This is a genomic window from Oricola sp. (genome assembly GCF_965230365.1).
GTDB lineage: Bacteria > Pseudomonadota > Alphaproteobacteria > Rhizobiales > Rhizobiaceae > Oricola.
The window spans coordinates 253,916-270,534 of sequence record NZ_OZ246003.1; the positions used below are offsets into that span (position 1 = coordinate 253,916).

The window sequence follows — 16,619 nt, forward strand, 5'->3', positions numbered from 1 at the left end:
GCTCAGGCTTTCCAGATGGCCTGACAGGCTTCTGTAAGCGCGTGGTAACGGTTAAACGCCGCGTCATAGGCCCCGGCGGTCGCGGGATCGGGGTCGTATCGAATGGTGCTTTCATGTCCTTCGGCCAGTACGCAGGCATCGCCGCCGCCTGCGGCAGCCGCGCCCACGCAGGCCGCACCCCAAAGGCCATGATCGGATTCCTCGCTGACGATGATCGGAGCCTGCATCACATCGGCGATGATCTGGCACCACAGCGCGTTGCGAGCGCCGCCGCCGGTCAGCCGGACCGGCTTCTGCGGACGACCGCCTTCCGCTTCGAAACAGTGGCGCAGGCTGAAAGCCGCGCCCTCCATGACCGCACGCCCCATGTCGGCGGTGCTGCTGGCAGACGTCAGGCCGAAGAACGTCGCCTGCGCCTTTGGCGCGACGAAAGGCGCGCGTTCGCCGTTCAGATAAGGCAGGAAGGTGATCCCGTTGGCGCCGGGCGGCACATTGCCGGCCAGGGCGTTCAGCTTGCCGGCGATCTCGGCGGGCGAGGCCCCGCCCAGTGTCTGCGGGTGGAGCGCGCAAAACCAGTCGAAAGCCGCTGCCCCCGTCGTTGGTGCAAGAACGCGGATCAGCGTTTGTCCATCGGCATGGAAGGCCGTGGCGCCGACCGGCAGATCCGCTTTTTCAACCGAGTCAGCGAGAATGTTCACGACCGCAGTGGTGCCGAGGATCATCATTGTCTCGCCGGGCTGCCGCATCGCCATGCCGACGATCATCGCCGCAAGATCCATTGTACCAACGGAAACCGGCACGCCGACAGGCAAGCCGGTCGCAGCCGCGGCCGCCGCCGTGATCGTTCCAAGCCGCTCGGATGCAACGCGCGGCGCGGCCAACTTGCCCTGAAGCTCGGCGACATCGAGCGCGGAAAACGCGGCCTCGTCATAGGCCCGCCGCCGCAAATCGAGAAACGGGATCGTTGCATCCGAGAAATCGGTCGCAACCTTACCGGTCATCCGGTATCCGACCCAATCGGCGCAGTACAGCACATGGGCGATCTGATCGACGCGTGCCGGGTCGTTGGCCTTGAGCCAGGCGAAAATCGCGCCGACCGTGCCGGGCCATATCGACGTATGGCAGGCATGACTGACAGCCTTGGCCCGACCTGATTCATAAAGCGCATCAACGATGTCGGAAGCGCGCGTGTCGTTCCACAGGATTGCCGGACCAACCGGCTGCATGCCTGCGTCGAGCGCCCACAACCCGTCGCCCTGCGCTGCGATCCCCACGCTTTTGACATCGGCAGCGTCAAGGCCCGACAGCGCGGACTTTATCGCAGAGCAAACGCTGCGCCAGACATCTTCCATGTCCTGTTCGGAGCGCCCGCCTGTCGCGACCTTCACTTCGCTGGGCACCTGGCCGAGCGCAACCTGCGATCCGTCGTTTCGGTAGACCGCCGCCTTGATCGCCGTTGTCCCGGCATCGATGCCGAGCCAGTATTCCTCTCCCAAATCAGTCTCCTCCCGGACCCGTCACGACGCCAATTCGTAGGGGCTGCCCGACAACGGTCGAGCGCGTTCCACGAATTCCGGCTGCGAGTGCACCGCTATGTCGGGCAACGGGCCGTCCCATTTCTCCACCCGTACCAAGGTCGTGTGGCTGATGTTTCCCTGGCTGAGGCCCGAGGCTCCCTTGTCGATGGTCAGTACATTCGGATTGCCGTGCACGTCGATGCGGCCGGCATGCGTATCCTGCAGGTCGAGCCAGGCGCCGGTCGGCAAGACGAGGCAGTCGGCCCGCATGTCGTCCTTCAGCTCGAGCGACGCCAGGCAGGCGCCGCGGTCATTGCGGATGCAAACGATATCGCCTTTGGCGAACCCCAGCCTTTCAGCCGTTTGCGCGTGCATCTGACAAACCTCGCGACCACGGCGTTTTGCGGCACGCGCCGTATCGCCATTGTCGAGTTGCGAGTGCAGGCGCAGATTCGGCTGGTTCGAAATCAGGTGAAGCCGGTCGGGCGGCGCGCGATACGTCCATTCGCGGGGTTCCAGCCAGGCTGGGTGACCGGGACAATCGGCAAGGTCCATCGCATCGATGCGCCTGTTAAACAGCGTGATCTTCCCGTTCTCCGTGGCGAGCGGCGCGGCGTCCGGGTCGGCAACGAATTCTTCAAAAGGGGTTCTGGTTTCGTCGGCATCGGGGACAGTCACCAGCCCCCTGTCGCGAAACGTTTCGTAGTCCGGCAGCGCGAACCCTTCTTGCTGCGCGACGGCCTGCGCGCCGGCCCAGAGCCAACGCAACCATTCTTCTTCGCTGCGGCCGTCGGTGAAGTCGTCGGCAATGTCCATGCGCTCGGCCAGGCCACCAAATATGGTGTGATCGGACCGTGCCTCGCCGATGACCGGCATCGCCGGGCTCATGTGGACCAGACGCGGGTCGCGGCGGCTGATCATCATGTCGGTGCGCTCCAGCGATGTCGTGCAGGGCAGCACGATGTCGGCGCGGCGCGCGGTCGCGGTCCAGCTGTGATCGTGGACGATCACGGTCTCGGGAGCGGTCCATGCCGTTTCCAGCCTCAGCAGGTCCTGATGGTGGTGAAACGGATTGCCGCCGGCCCAGTAGACGAGCCGAATTTCGGGATAGCGGCGAAGAGCGCCGTTATAGGCATAGGTCCCGCCCGGATTCAGCAGCATGTCGGAAAGCCGGGCAACGGGAATGAACTCCTCGACCGGGTTTCGCCCCTGCGGCATTGCCGGCCAGCCGATCAAACGCTTCGGCCTGCCCGGGGTCGTCGTCGAACCGTATCCGAAGGCAAAACCCGTTCCCGGCTGGCCGATCTGCCCGAGCAGGCACGCAAGCGCCAGCCCCGCCCAAATCGCCTGCTCGCCATGGTCGGCGCGCTGCAATCCCCACGCGACAGAGACCATGACCTTGTTGTTCGGCAGTTCGGCGGCAAGCGCGCGAATGTCTGCTTCCGGCAGATCGCAGAACGGCGCGGCCCATGCCGGCGATTTCGGCACGTCGTCGCGCGCGCCCAGCACATAATCGCGAAAATCCTCCCAGCCGCTGGTGCAACGCCGCAGGAAATCCTCGTCATGCCAGCCATTGACCAGCAATTCGTGGCAGAGCGCGAGCATGAGGGCGACATCGCTGTTGGCGCGCACCGGAAGCCAGGACGCGCCGGGCAGATCGGCAATGTCGCTCTTCAACGGCGAGATGCAGACCGTGCGCATGCCGTTGGCGGCGGCGCGCTTCATCCAGTGGCCGACCTCATGCTCGGCTGTTCCGCCAGACGCGATTTGCGCGGTGCGATCCGACACGCCGCCGAACGCCAGGAACAACGAGCAGTTGGCCTCGATCAACGGCCAGCTGGTCAGCGAATCCTCAAAGTCGCGCATCGACATGCCGACCACATGCGGCAGCAACACCTCGGCCGCCGCATGCGAATAGGTGTCGCGCGCCGCGGTGTAGCCGCCGGTCAGGTTGAGGAACCGGCGAAGCTGCGACTGCGCATGATGGAATCTCCCCGCGCTTGCCCAACCGTAAGAGCCGCCATAGATCGCCGCATTGCCATGGTCGGCAATCACGCGCTGCAGTTCTCCGGCGGCAAGGTCCAGCGCCACGTCCCAGCCGACCTCGACAAACGCATCGTCGTTGCGCCCGGCACCGCCATCACCGTCCAGCCATCCGCGGCGAATTGCCGGGCGGCGAATGCGGGTTGCAACATCGGACGCCGAAGACATCCAGCCGCGCCCCGCCTGCGATGGCTGAGGGTCCAGACCGACAGGCATCAGCCTCGGCACGTCTGGCACTGAGCCCTCTTCGCAGCCGTCCTCGATCTCATAGGTACCCCAGTGAGCCGCTGTGTAGCGCGCTGCCTTGTTGCGTGATGCCGTCATTTCCTGTCATGCCTTTACAATTGTCAAACATTCTTTCATATGATAATCGCGATTTCAACCTGGATATTGCCCGCGAAGGAGGACCAAGGTCCTATGCGCAACGAAAAAACGACAGAGGACGTGGCCCTCGGGATTCGCCGTCGAGTATTCGAACACTCGATGCGTAACAATGGCGGCTACCTTAGCCAGGCCTGCTCGGCAGGCGAGCAACTGGCTTGGCTCTATCACGAGGAACTGAAGCTCGGCCCGCCGACGCTGCCGATGATCCCGAAACCGTTCGGCGGCGTGCCGTCGCCGACGAATACCGATTACCATACCGGCGCCGGCTACAACGGTCCGGCGGCGCCGGAATACGACCGGCTTTTCATTGCGCCGGCGCATTACGCGCTTGTCGCCTATGCGACGCTGATCGAGGTCGGCCGCATGGCGACCGAAGGGCTCGAGATGTTCAACCAGGACGGATCTTCCGTCGAGATGATCGGCGCCGAGCACTCGCCGGGCATGGAAGTCCACAACGGCACGCTGGGCATCGGGCTTTCGACCGGTGCCGGGCTTGCCTACGGGCGCAAGCGGCGCGGCGAGCCGGGCCGCACCTGGGTGTTCATGTCCGATGGCGAGGTGCAGGAAGGCCAGACATGGGAAGCCGTGCAGGCCGCCCGTTTTCACGGCATCGACAATCTCTATGCGATCATGGACGTCAACGACCAGCAATGCGACGGCGCGATGTCGAGCGTCATGGAGGTCGGCGACATCCGCCGCAAGTTCATCGAGTTCGGCGCGGCCTGTGTCGAGATCGACGGACACGACATCGACGCGATGCGCCAGGCGGTCAACGAACCGCATGAAGGCCGCCCGCTGATCATCCTGGCGCGCACCAGCCCGTTCCACACCATGTCGATTCTCGAAGAGAGGTTTCCGCGCCTGCACTATGTGCGCTTCAAGTCCGAAGACGAGCGCGCCCGCATGAATGTTTCGATTGCCAGGGACCTTGGCGTCGATCCGATCGATTACGCACACTGAGGAGCCCGGCAGATGGTAGAGATGGTATCCCGGCCCTATGCCAAGGCCTTCGAGGCGTTCGCGGTGGGCAATCCCGACATTCTATGCCTTTCGGCAGACCTGACATCGTCTTGCGAGGTGGACGGCTTTCGCGATCGCCACCCCGAGCAGTTCGTCAGCCTCGGCATGGCCGAACAGAACATGATGAGCTTCGCCGGCGGGCTCGGCCTCGCCGGCTACCGGCCCTTCATCCACACCTTCGGCGTGTTCATGTACCGGCGGCCCTACGACCAGTTGATGGCGTCGATCGCCTATCCGCGCCGCAAGGTCCGGCTCATGGGGTTCCTCCCCGGCGTCACCACTCCAGGCGGAATGACACACCAGTCCATCGAGGACATCTCGGTCATGCGGTCGATACCGAACATGACCATCCTGGAGACCGGTGATGCCACCGAGGTGGAATCGATCTGCCAGGCGGCCGACAGCATCGACGGCCCGGTCTGGTGCCGGGTGCTGCGCGGTTCGGTTCCCAGGCTGTTCGACACGCCGATCAAGGTCGGCGAAATGCGCGGTTTGTCGGAGGGCGACGACGTGCTCGTGGTGACATCGGGGATCTGCACCGAAGAGGCGATGCGCGCGCGTGCTGCATTCACAAAGGCCGGGCTTTCGATCCGCCACCTGCACCTGCACACGATCAAGCCGTTCGATCCGCAAGCGCTGCTGGACCACATCGCCAGCGTCAAGCACGGCGTGATCACGCTGGAAAACCATGTGACCGAAGGCGGTATCGGCAGCCTCGTTGCCGAAACGATGGCAGACGCGGGCGTCGGCAAGAAACTCGTTCGCCTCGGCCTCAAGGACACCTACGCGCATGGCGGCTCGCGTCCCTATCTCATGCGCTTTTACGGGCTCGACGCGCTGGCGCTGGTGCGCGGCATCGAAAACCTGATGGGACAAGACTTCGGTATCACCGAAAGCGACCTCGATGCCGCCCGCGTCGAGGATGTCCATTCGCTGGTCAAGGCCGAAGCGCTCTGATCCCACAGGAGCCAGGCTTGACATACTGCCCGCGCATGCCAATGCGCGGGCCTTTTTCATTTGCGGTGCCGGCGTTATCACAGGCCCATCGCGTAACCCGAGACAAGCAGCAGTGAACGTGCCACACATCGACAACAAGGACATCGCCTGGATCGAGGGCGGCAAAAGCCACACCGGAACCTCGCGACCCGAAATCAAGGCCGATGGCGAAGCGCCGGTCCGGCCGGTTGTGTTGAAGCCATACGGCATCGCGCGGGCTGCAACCACCAACCGCGAGTTTTCGGCTTTCGTCGAGGCGACCGGCTATGTGAGCGACGCCGAGAAGATCGGATGGTCCTATGTCTTTCGCGGTCTGCTCGAACGGCAATCGGGGCCCCAACCGCCGGACTTGCCATGGTGGAACGCGGTCGCGGGCGCGACCTGGCACACGCCGCTTGGACCGGGCTCGTCATGGCGCGATGCGCCCGACCATCCGGTGGTACATGTCTCGTGGAGCGATGCCAGGGCCTATGGCGAATGGGCAGGCGGCAGGCTGCCGAGCGAGGCCGAATGGGAGCACGCGGCGCGCGGCGGATCGCATGAGACCCGCTACCCCTGGGGGGAGGACGAACCTGGCGACGAAAACTTCACCCACTGCAACATCTGGCAGGGCCGGTTTCCGCACCATAACACGGCAGCCGACGGTTATTACGGCGCCGCGCCGGCGGTGAGCTTCCCCGCCAATGCCTATGGCCTCTACAACATGGCCGGCAATGTCTGGGAATGGTGCGACGACCGGTTTCGGATACGCTCCGTCAGCAAGGCGGCGAAGCTGCGCAACAAGCAGGCTCTCGACGACGACGAGAAAGTGCTGAAAGGCGGATCGTTCCTTTGCCACGCCAGCTACTGCTGGCGCTACCGCATTGCCGCGCGGTCCGGCCGGCAGGCGGACAATGGGACATCGAATTGCGGCTTCCGACTCGCATTCGATCCGGTTTGAGAAAGCAGTTCCTTACGCAGCTTCGAGGTCGGCATCGGTCAGACCGAGGCGCTCGATCTGCTCGGGTGGGCAACCCTCCTCCTCCATGAGCCGGCGGGCAAGGCGAAGCATGCGCTCACGCTGCCCGACATCCGTCTGCCAGAGATTCTCAGTCTGGCCGGGATCTTTTTCGCGATCATAGAGGTAGCAATCATAGGTGCGCGGATCGATCGTGATCGGCGTCTTCCAAAGCGGCAGATCGACCGATGGATCGAACAGACCCTGTTCCGCCGGCGGCGAGGGAGGCTTGCCAACCCGCCCGTCGACGGGATTGTCGACGATCAGCGGCCGGAAAATGGCAGTTGAATATGTAAACAGTTGCTTACCTTCTACTGGTGCACGGAACAGTGTCCACTGACCGTCCGTCGCGCAGACCCCCTGGCCGAAGGTGCCATAGATCAACGCGTCGTGCGGGCTATCCGCCCCCTCTGTGATCATCGGCAGAATGCTGCGGGAGTGCCTGTTGGCACCCGGCACCTCGGCATCGGCGGCATCGATCAGCGTGGCGAACAGGTCGACGGTCTGGGTGAGACCATTTACTCGCTTGCCATTGCCGGGCGCGCCGGGATGCCAGACAAGCATCGGAATGTTCGCATGGCTGTCGTAATGCGGGAACTGCTTGCCGAAGACGTGGCGTTCGCCGAGGTCATGGCCGTGGTCCGTGGTGAACACGACCATCGTATCCTCCCACAGGCCGAGTGCATCCAGCTTGTCCATGAACTTGCCGAGCCAGGTGTCCATCATGGTGACCTTGCCCATGTATTGGGACCGCAGGAAGTCGAGTTCTTCCGGCGTCGTCTTGCTCATGAACTTCTCCAGGTCGGCATAGACCTGATAGGGCGGCCAGATGTTGAAATCGTCCTTCTTGCCGTCGGTGTACATGGAGGCGTAGGGCTCCGGCACATCGAAGGGTTCGTGCACATCGAAGCACTCGACCTGCAGGAAGAACGGCCCCTTGCGGGCGTTTTCGTCGAGCCAGTCGCAGGCTCCCTGAAACACTTTCGGCGCGAAGTAGTCCTCCTCGCCTTTGAAGTTCTTCACATTTGCCGCGTACTGGCGAATGTGCTCGGCGGCGCGATACTGCATGATGTTCTTGACCCATTGCGGGTCGTCCTCGTCCGGGTCGTGCACCTTCCAGCTGTCGACCTCGTGTCCACGCACCAGTTCCAGGGACTTGAATCCCTGCATGTAGCCGTTCGCCTCTTCCTCCCAATAGTGATAGTGATCGGTTACCATTGCGGTGTTGTAGCCATTCTTGCCGACAATCTGCGGCAGGCGAGGATCGAACACCTCCATGCCGCCCCATGGACGCCAGAGAAACTCCTTGCGCCCGGCCATGATCTCGCGGCGCGCCGGCATGCAGGGCAGGCTGCCGACAAAATGGTCCTCGAAGACATGCGACCGCTCGGCCAGCCTTGCGACATTCGGCGTGCGGCACTTCGTTTCAGGATTGTAGATCGACAAGCAGTCCTTGTTCAGGCTGTCGACAAGCACCAGAATGATATTCATTACCCCTCCGCCATGCTGATGCGCGCCTGCGCGGCGATCGCGCGGCGCCTGTTGGCTTCGTCCATGGATAATCGATCGAATTTGTTTTGACAACTGTCAACTAATTTGTCTTTTGTTCGTTTGCGCGCGGGACCTGCAGCGGGCTTCGCCACCTCGCGCAGAAACGTCGCCGTCAAAAGCGATCACAATCTGCGCGTTGTCACCCATCAAATGCCGGGGGTTTGTTGATCGCGCCGCACAAAGATCGTATTGTCGCGACTGTCGCCGGTAATTGCGCGGTTTCGGTCGCCGGTCTGGGGATATCGGAACGAAATCGCGATCGGCACGCATGGGTTAGGGCGCCTTCGCAGCATTTTGATCATTGATTTTTCGCCGTCAGGGATGGCAAAAAGGGCTTTGAAGCACCATCTGGCAGCCGCTCCACTCCTGGTTCCCGCACACGAAAGCATGGATTTCGAAAAGCATGCAGCCGTTCAAAATCCTGCTGTATAGCCATGACACGCTTGGGTTGGGGCATTTTCGGCGCTGTCAGTCGATCGCCAAGGCACTGGCGGCGCGATTTGAGAACACTGAAATCTGCATCCTGACCGGATCTTCCGTTTCCGACGCCTACGGCGAGGTTCCGCAGACGCGCCTTGTGCACCTTCCGTCCGTGGCCAAGACCCCGGAAGGCAATTACCGGGCTGCCGACCCCGCCGGAAGCTTCAATTCCGTGCGGCGCCAACGCGAGGCGATCATCCGGGCCGAGGTTGCCGAGTTCGATCCCGATCTGTGTATCGTGGACAAGGAACCGCTGGGATTTCTCGGCGAGATGTCGGCCTCGCTGCGAATGATGAAGGAACGCGGCGCCATGTGCGTGCTCGGCTTGCGCGACGTTCTCGATGATGCCGAACTGCTGCAGTCTGAGTGGGACAAGAAGGAAATTCCTGCCGACCTGAGCCCTCTCTACGATCAGATCTGGGTTTACGGCCCGCGCGATTTCTACGATCCGCTGCAAGGATTGGGCCTGTCGGATTCGACCCTCGGCCGGGTCATCTACACCGGTTTCATCGACCGCAAGGTCACAGCGCAGACGCCATCCCTGCTGCAGGACCACGTGCTGGTCACGGCGGGCGGCGGTGGCGACGGTTTCATGCTCATGCAGTCGGTGCTGCAAGCCTATCGCCGGCGGCCCTCGCTGCCGGGTCCGCTGCTGCTGCTGCTCGGCCCGTTTATCGCCTCCGAGCAGCGCCAGCAGATCGACGAGCTTGCCGTCGATATTCCCGATTGCCAGATCTTTGGCTTCGTCACCGAACCCGAAGCCTTCGTCCAGGACGCCCGGCTGGTGATGGGCATGTGCGGATACAACACGTTCTGCGAAACCATGATCTACGACAAGCGCGCCTTGTTCGTGCCGCGCAACAAGCCGCGCCGCGAGCAAACCATCCGGGCGCAGCGCGCCAATGAACTGGGGCTGTGTTCGATCATCGATATCGAGGAAGCCCGCGATCCCGACGTGTTCGCGGCGGCAATCGAGCAGGCGCTCGACCGCGACCGCCCGGCCACAGCCAACTATAACCTCGATTTCTCGGGGCTGGATGTGGTCTGCGAAATGGTGGAAGACATGATCCACCAACAGGAAAAGCCACGGCGGCTCGCCGTCTAGGAAACCGGCAAACATGGCAAAAACGATTGCTGTCGTACTGAAAGGCTATCCCCGCCTTTCAGAGACTTTCATCGCACAGGAGCTGCTGGCGCTGGAAAACCACGGCTACAGCCTGCGGCTGATTTCGCTGCGCCACCCGACCGACAAGCACCGCCACCCGATCCATGACGAGATCGTCGCGCCGGTGACCTATCTGCCCGAATATCTGCACAGGGAGCCGGGACGCGTGTTCCGGGCCTGGCGCGCCATGCGCAAGGCCGCGCATTACCGCGAAACGCTGCGCTCGTTCTGGGCGGATTTGAAGCGCGACTTCACGCCCAACCGCGTCCGCCGCTTCGGTCAGGCGCTCGTCTTGGCGCATGAGCTGCCCGGTGACGTGGGCTGGCTTTACAGCCACTTCATCCACACGCCGGCCGCCGTGACCAAATATGCAAGCATTCTGACAGGTCTGTCCTGGAGTTGCTCGGCGCACGCCAAGGACATCTGGACGACGCCGGACTGGGAACTGGCCGAGAAGCTTGAAGCGACCGAATGGACCGTGACGTGCACGGCCAGCGGCTTTGCCAAGCTGCAGTCGCTCGCGCCCGCACCGGACCGCGTGCAGCTGGTCTATCACGGCCTCGACCTGTCCCGTTTCCCGCCGGACCCGCACGCCGATGCCCGGGCCGCGCGGCGTGAGCCGCCGCTGCGCATCATCAGCGTTGGCCGGGCAGTCGAGAAGAAAGGCTTCGACACCCTGCTGGACGCGTTCGCCCTGCTCGGCGACGATGTTGACTGGCAATGGATTCATATCGGCGGCGGCACGTTGCTGAACGATCTGAAGGCGCAATCGAAGTCCCTCGGGCTCGACGCGCGCGTCTCGTTCCTCGGCGCGTTGCCGCAGGAAACCGTCCTGCAGCGCTACCGCGAATCCGACCTTTTCGTGCTGCCCTGCCGGATCGCGGCGGACGGCGACCGCGACGGCTTGCCGAATGTGCTTGTCGAGGCGCAGAGCCAGCGGCTGGCCTGCATCTCCACCAACATCTCCGCCATCCCCGAACTGATCGAGCACGGCGTCAACGGCCTGATGGTCGAGCCGAACGATCCGGCCGCGCTGGCCGAGGCGATCCGGTTGCTGGCCGAGGATCCCGATCTGCGCGCGCAGATGGCGCAAGCCGGCGAAACCAAGGTGCGCGAGAAGTTCGACCACCTGCGCACCAACGAGAAACTGACCGACCTGTTCGAGGAAACGGCTTGGCATCCCGAAACTGCCGAGCAAGAAAAGGGGCTTGCGGCGGAATGACGGCGCGCGTCCTGTTCTATGTCCAGCACCTGATGGGCGTGGGACATGTGTTCCGCGCCATGCGTCTGGTGCGCGCGCTCGACGCCGCCGGCATGGATGTCGACCTGGTTTGGGGCGGCGAACCGATCCCCAATCTGGATGCGGGCGGCGCGGCCGTCCATTTCCTGCCTTCTCTGAAAGCCGGCACAAAGGTGTTCCGCGAGATGGAAGACCGCGACGGCAATGTCGTCGACGCGGCCTATCGCGACCGGCGTCGGGACATGCTGCTCGATATCTTCCATGCGACCAAGCCCGACATCGTCATCACCGAGGCGTTTCCGTTCGGCCGCCGGCAGATGTTCTTCGAACTGTTGCCGCTGCTCGAAGCGATCAAGGCGGCGGACAAGCGGCCGAAGCTGTTGTGTTCGGTGCGCGACATCCTGCAGGAAAACCGCAAGCCGATCCGCGACCGCGAGACTGTGGATCTGCTGCTTGAGAACTACGATGGCGTTCTGGTGCATGCCGATCCCGCCTTCGTGCGGCTGGAAGATACATTCCCGCACTATGACGAAATCCGGCATCTGGTGATGTATACCGGCCTCGTCGCGCCCGAAGCCGAGGACATGGTCGATCCCGACAGCCTCGAGGCATTCGACGTCGTTGTCTCCGTCGGCGGCGGGGTCATGGGCCGCGAACTGCTGTTCGCCGCTGCAGAGGCCAAGCAGCTGACGCAGCTCGCCAACGGCAAATGGTGTTTCATCACCGGCATCAACATGTCGCGCGAGGATGTCGAGCATGTGCGCTCGCTTTTGAGCGGCGACGTGACGATCGTCGATTTCGTACCGCATCTGCGCAGCCTGCTCGCCAAATGCGGGATCTCGGTCTCGCGCGCCGGCTACAACACGGTTGCCGATGTTTTCCGCGCCGGCTGCAAGGCGGTATTCGCGCCGTTGTCGGACGGCGAGGAAACCGAGCAGATCCGCCGCGTCGAAATGCTGGCAGCCAAGGGGCTCGCCGCAACGGTTGCCGCCAACGACCTGAGCGCGCAAACGCTCGCGCAGGCCATCGACGAAGCATTCGCCACGCCGCTCGACCGGCAAAACCTGCCGATACTGGAAGGCGCCCAAACCACGGCCCAACTGGTCGCGAAACTGGCGCAAGGCGCCGCGGTCGATGGCCTCGCTGGCTGAACCGCGTCCGCGCGTTGCCTTCTACGCGCCGTTGAAACCGCCCGATCATCCGATCCCTTCGGGCGACCGGACCTTTGCCCGCCTTTTCCTCGCCGCGCTCGGCCATGCCGGCTTCGACGCCACGCTTGCATCGCGCTTCATCGGCTACCAGAAGCGCCCCTCCGACGCCCTGTTCGAACAGCGGCGCGCGGAAGGTCTGGCCGAGGCGGAACGGCTGATCGCGTCGTGGGACCAAACCACCGCGCCGGAACTGTGGTTTACCTATCATCCCTACTGCAAGGCGCCAGACTGGCTCGGGCCGAACATCGCCGAGCACTTCTCGATCCCCTACGTGACCGCGGAAGCCTGCCGCACGCATCAGAACAGCGATGCCGATTGGCAGCGCGGCCGGCACGCCGTGCAGGACGCGGTCCGGCGCGCCGACATCAATTTCTGCATGAAGGAAACGGATGCTGCCTATCTGGCCAGCGTGCTCGACGACATGGGCTCGGTTAGGCGCATCGCGCCCTTCGCCGATATCGGCGCGCTGAAGCCCGCCGATATCTCCCTGCCCCCCTTTGACGACGATGCACCGGTGATCGTCACCGCCGGCATGATGCGGCCCGGCAAGAAGCTCGCCTGCTATCAGGCGCTGGCCGACGCGCTGGCGCGGATCGCCGACCGGCGCTGGAACCTCGTGGCGATCGGCGACGGCCCGGAGCGGCCAGCCATCGAAGCCATGTTTGCGCCCTTCGATGCGGGCCGGGTCCACATTACCGGCGCCATCGCACAGCCCCAGGTCCTGCATGTCATGGCGCATGCCGACCTGTTCGTCTGGCCCGGCATCGCCGAGCCGATTGGCATGGTCTATCTGGAAGCCCAAGCCATGGGCCTGCCTGTCGCCGCCTACCGGTCGATGGGCGTGCCGCTGGTCGTCAAGGACGGCGAGACCGGCATCCTCGCACCGGAAGGCGACACGGCGGCCTTTGCCGGCGCCATCGCGCGATTGCTCGACAACCGCGAAATGCGCACATCGATGGGTGCGGCAGCGCGGCGCTTCGTCCGGCGCGAGCGTTCCGTTGACGGGCTGGTTCAGCTGCTGAAACGCGAACTGGGCCAGTTGATCGCGACGAACCAGGCGGGGAAAGCACCGTGACCGACCGACTCGATACGTACTGGAATGACCTCGACGCGGAACTCGCGACATGGGCCGCGGCCGGGCAGACGGTCCGGCTTTGGCTGCGCGACGATGACGCGGTCGCGTCGACCGACGCGCTGCGCCGTCTGATCGGCTTTGCCCGGCAACACGAGATCGCCGTGCTTCTTGCCGTAATCCCAGATCTCATGCGCGACGACCTGGTCGCGCCGGTCGCCGCCACGCCGCACATCGATGTTGCCGTGCATGGCCTGAGCCATGCCAGCCACGCGCGCGAAGGCGAAAAGAAGATCGAGCTGGGCGGGACCGTCGATCCCGAAGACCTGCTGGCACGGCTGGCCACCGCCCGAAACCGGTTGCATCAAAGCTTCGGGACGCGCGCCACCAACATCCTCGTGCCGCCATGGAACCGCATCGAACCGTCAGTTTCAGCGCGCGCCGGAACAGCCGGTTTTGCGGCGATTTCCGGTTTCGGCTGGATGCCCGGCGAAATCGACATGCCCTGGCTGAACACCCATGTCGACATCATCGACTGGCGCGGCACGCGCGGCGGCAAACCCGTCGGGACAATTGCGGAAGAAACGCTGGCAGCGCTGAAGCGAGCACGCGAGGCGGATTTCGCGCCTGTCGGCATTCTCGCCCACCACCTCGTGCACGACGAGGCTGCGTGGCTGGCGCTGGACCAGTTGGCCAAATGGGCCGCCCGCCATCAAGTCGTCTCCTGGAACAGCGCCCGATCCCTGCTCGCCGCGTGACGATCAGTCGTCGGAATAGGGGTCGGCAGCGTCGCGCAGGCCATCGCCCATGAAGTTGAACGCGATGATCACGATCACCACCGGCACCACCGGCAGCATCAGCCAGGGGTAGAGCACGACCACGCTGATGTTCTGCGCCTCGTTCAGCAGAACGCCCCAACTGGTGATCGGCGGCCGCAGACCAAGACCGAGGAAGCTGAGCGCGGTTTCGCCGAGGATCATGCCCGGAACCGCGATGGTCGCCGAGGCGATCAGGTGACTGTAGAAACTCGGGATCAGATGGCGCACGACGATGCGCCCGGGGCTCGCGCCCATCAGCTGCGCGGCGAGCACATACTCCTCCTCTCGCAGGGCCAGCAGCTTGGAACGCACCGCGCGGGCGAGGCCGGTCCAGTCGAGCAATCCGAGAATGATGGTGATGCCGAAATAGACCGCCAACGGACTCCAAGTGACCGGCATGATGGCCGACAGTGCCAGCCACAGCGGAATGGTCGGAATGCACTGCAGGACCTCGATCACCCGTTGCACCACGTAGTCGACCCAGCCGCCGAAATAGCCCGCAACGCCGCCGATTGCGATGCCAAGCACGAAGCTGAAAGCGACGCCGACGAGTCCGATGGTCAGCGATACCCGGGCCCCGTGGATGATGCGTGACAGCATGTCCCGGCCGAGCCGGTCCGTGCCGAGAAGATAGACGCGATTGCCATCGGTGCCGCAGAACAGATGGCGGTCCGCGCGCACCAGACCCCACATCCGGTATTCATCGGAACGGCAGAAAAACCGCAGCGGAACGACTTCTTGCCGGTTCGGCGTGTATTCGCGCTTCAATGTCTCCATGTTGAGCGACCGGTCGAGCCCGTAGACAAAGGGGCCTATGAACGCCCCATCGTGCACCAGACGCACCTGCACCGGCGGCTGGAAGATCGCGCGCGGATCGCGCTGCGTATAGTCATAGGGCGCGATGAACTCGGCAAACGCCACAATGACATAGAAGATCAACAGCACCACGGCAGAGACCATCGCAAGCTTGTGCTCGCGGAACTTCCACCACATCAGCTGCCATTGCGACGCACGGCTGTAGCGCTCCTGCTGCGGGGAGACCGGATCGACCGCATAGGGATCGAAGGGCGCCTCGGATACGAAGCGGCCAACGGTCGGCTGTTCACCTGCGGGTTGGTCGCTCATTTCGTCGCCCTCCCTTGCAGCCTGATCCGCGGATCGAGGACGGTCAGCAGGATGTCGGAGATCAACACACCGATCACCGTCAGGACCGCCAGCATCATCAGAAACGATCCGGCAAGATACATGTCCTGGTTTTTCAGGGCAGCGATCAGCAGCGGGCCGGTCGTCTCGAGCGACAACACAATGGCGATGACCTCGGCGCCGGAGACAACCGCCGGCAGCACATTGCCGATGTCGGCGACGAAGAAGTTGAGCGACATGCGCAGCGGATACTTCACCAGCGCGCGGAACTTCGGCACGCCCTTGGCGCGCGCAGTGATCACATACTGCTTGTTCAGTTCGTCCAGCAGATTGGCGCGAATGCGCCGGATCATCGCCGCGGTGCCGGCGGTACCGATCACAATCACCGGAATGATCAAATGCTCGGCGATCGACAGGACCTTGCCCACCGAGAGCGGCTGGCCGACATATTCCGGCGCCATCAGGCCGCCGATCGACACCCCGAAGAACACATTGGCCAGATACATCATGACCAGTGCCAGCAGGAAATTCGGCGTTGCAAGGCCGAGCAGGCCGACAAAGGTCAGGCCGTAATCGCCCCAGCTGTATTTGTGCGTCGCCGAGTAGATGGCGATCGGAAACGCCATCGCCCAGGTGAAGATGATCGTCAGGAACGACAGCAGCATGGTGAAGAACAGGCGCGAGCCGATCAGGTCGGCGACCGGGCGTTCATGCTCGAAGGAGTAGCCGAAATCGCCGTGGAACATGTTGGTCAGCCAAACCACATAACGCTCCATGAGCGGCCGGTCGAACCCGTATTCGCGGCGCAGATACTCGATCTTGGCGGGATCGACGGTTTCGCCCGCAGCCTGCAGTTCGGCGACATAGTTCTCGAAATAGTCGCCCGGCGGCAGTTCGATGATGAAGAAAATCAGCAGGCTGGCGAGAAGCAGCGTCGGCACCATCGCCGCGACTCGCATCAGCAGATATCGCCCCATCAACC

The 16,619-nt window shown here is 63.5% G+C and carries 13 protein-coding genes; 8 read left to right on the forward strand and 5 right to left on the reverse strand.

Features of this window, described 5'->3' with window-relative positions:
• Nucleotides 1–2 precede the first annotated feature (2 nt).
• Together ACO06R_RS01195 and ACO06R_RS01200 are read right to left on the reverse strand one after the other, a co-directional pair.
• Nucleotides 3–1,496: an FGGY-family carbohydrate kinase gene (locus ACO06R_RS01195; protein ID WP_421855004.1), complete on the reverse strand. Its 1,494-nt coding sequence runs from the start codon at nt 1,494–1,496 to the stop codon at nt 3–5.
• Nucleotides 1,497–1,517: 21 nt separating this feature from the next.
• On the reverse strand, nt 1,518–3,884 hold the full coding sequence (locus tag ACO06R_RS01200) for a molybdopterin-dependent oxidoreductase (protein WP_421855007.1): 2,367 nt from the start codon (nt 3,882–3,884) through the stop codon (nt 1,518–1,520).
• 93 nt (nt 3,885–3,977) lie between these two features.
• On the opposite strand from ACO06R_RS01200, the gene ACO06R_RS01205 reads away from it, so the two are divergent.
• From ACO06R_RS01205 to ACO06R_RS01215, 3 genes are all read left to right on the forward strand, one after another.
• The gene (locus ACO06R_RS01205) at nt 3,978–4,904 is read left to right on the forward strand and encodes a transketolase (RefSeq protein WP_421855010.1); all 927 of its coding nucleotides are present in this window, start codon (nt 3,978–3,980) and stop codon (nt 4,902–4,904) included.
• 12 nt (nt 4,905–4,916) lie between these two features.
• Nucleotides 4,917–5,921 (forward strand): transketolase family protein, encoded by a 1,005-nt coding sequence (locus ACO06R_RS01210; protein ID WP_421855013.1) that lies wholly within the window; start codon nt 4,917–4,919, stop codon nt 5,919–5,921.
• 112 nt (nt 5,922–6,033) lie between these two features.
• On the forward strand, nt 6,034–6,900 hold the full coding sequence (locus tag ACO06R_RS01215) for a formylglycine-generating enzyme family protein (protein ID WP_421855016.1): 867 nt from the start codon (nt 6,034–6,036) through the stop codon (nt 6,898–6,900).
• A gap of 12 nt (nt 6,901–6,912) precedes the next feature.
• Here ACO06R_RS01215 and ACO06R_RS01220 read toward each other — a convergent pair whose 3' ends face one another.
• Entirely contained in the window at nt 6,913–8,448 is a 1,536-nt protein-coding gene (locus ACO06R_RS01220; protein ID WP_421855019.1) for a sulfatase, read from the reverse strand.
• Between the two features lie 463 nt (nt 8,449–8,911).
• Between ACO06R_RS01220 and ACO06R_RS01225 the strand changes: the two genes are divergently transcribed.
• From ACO06R_RS01225 to ACO06R_RS01245, 5 genes are read left to right on the forward strand one after another with little or no spacing between them, the layout of a single operon-like run.
• Nucleotides 8,912–10,093 (forward strand): glycosyltransferase family protein, encoded by a 1,182-nt coding sequence (locus ACO06R_RS01225; RefSeq protein WP_421855022.1) that lies wholly within the window; start codon nt 8,912–8,914, stop codon nt 10,091–10,093.
• A gap of 13 nt (nt 10,094–10,106) precedes the next feature.
• Entirely contained in the window at nt 10,107–11,375 is a 1,269-nt protein-coding gene (locus ACO06R_RS01230) for a glycosyltransferase family 4 protein (RefSeq protein WP_421855025.1), read from the forward strand.
• A complete protein-coding gene (locus tag ACO06R_RS01235) occupies nt 11,372–12,544 on the forward strand; it encodes a glycosyltransferase family protein (RefSeq protein WP_421855028.1) in 1,173 nt (390 codons plus the stop codon). Before ACO06R_RS01230 ends, ACO06R_RS01235 begins: the two co-directional genes overlap by 4 nt.
• Nucleotides 12,528–13,679, forward strand: coding sequence for a glycosyltransferase family 4 protein (locus ACO06R_RS01240; RefSeq protein ID WP_421855032.1), 1,152 nt, complete (start codon nt 12,528–12,530; stop codon nt 13,677–13,679). The genes ACO06R_RS01235 and ACO06R_RS01240 overlap by 17 nt, the downstream gene beginning before the upstream one ends.
• Entirely contained in the window at nt 13,676–14,434 is a 759-nt protein-coding gene (locus ACO06R_RS01245) for a polysaccharide deacetylase family protein (RefSeq protein ID WP_421855035.1), read from the forward strand. Before ACO06R_RS01240 ends, ACO06R_RS01245 begins: the two co-directional genes overlap by 4 nt.
• A 3-nt stretch (nt 14,435–14,437) precedes the next feature.
• Here the strand turns inward: ACO06R_RS01245 and ACO06R_RS01250 are convergent, their stop codons facing one another.
• The gene (locus ACO06R_RS01250) at nt 14,438–15,619 is read right to left on the reverse strand and encodes an ABC transporter permease (RefSeq protein WP_421855038.1); all 1,182 of its coding nucleotides are present in this window, start codon (nt 15,617–15,619) and stop codon (nt 14,438–14,440) included.
• Entirely contained in the window at nt 15,616–16,614 is a 999-nt protein-coding gene (locus tag ACO06R_RS01255) for an ABC transporter permease (RefSeq protein WP_421855041.1), read from the reverse strand. The genes ACO06R_RS01250 and ACO06R_RS01255 overlap by 4 nt, the downstream gene beginning before the upstream one ends.
• Nucleotides 16,615–16,619 lie beyond the last annotated feature (5 nt).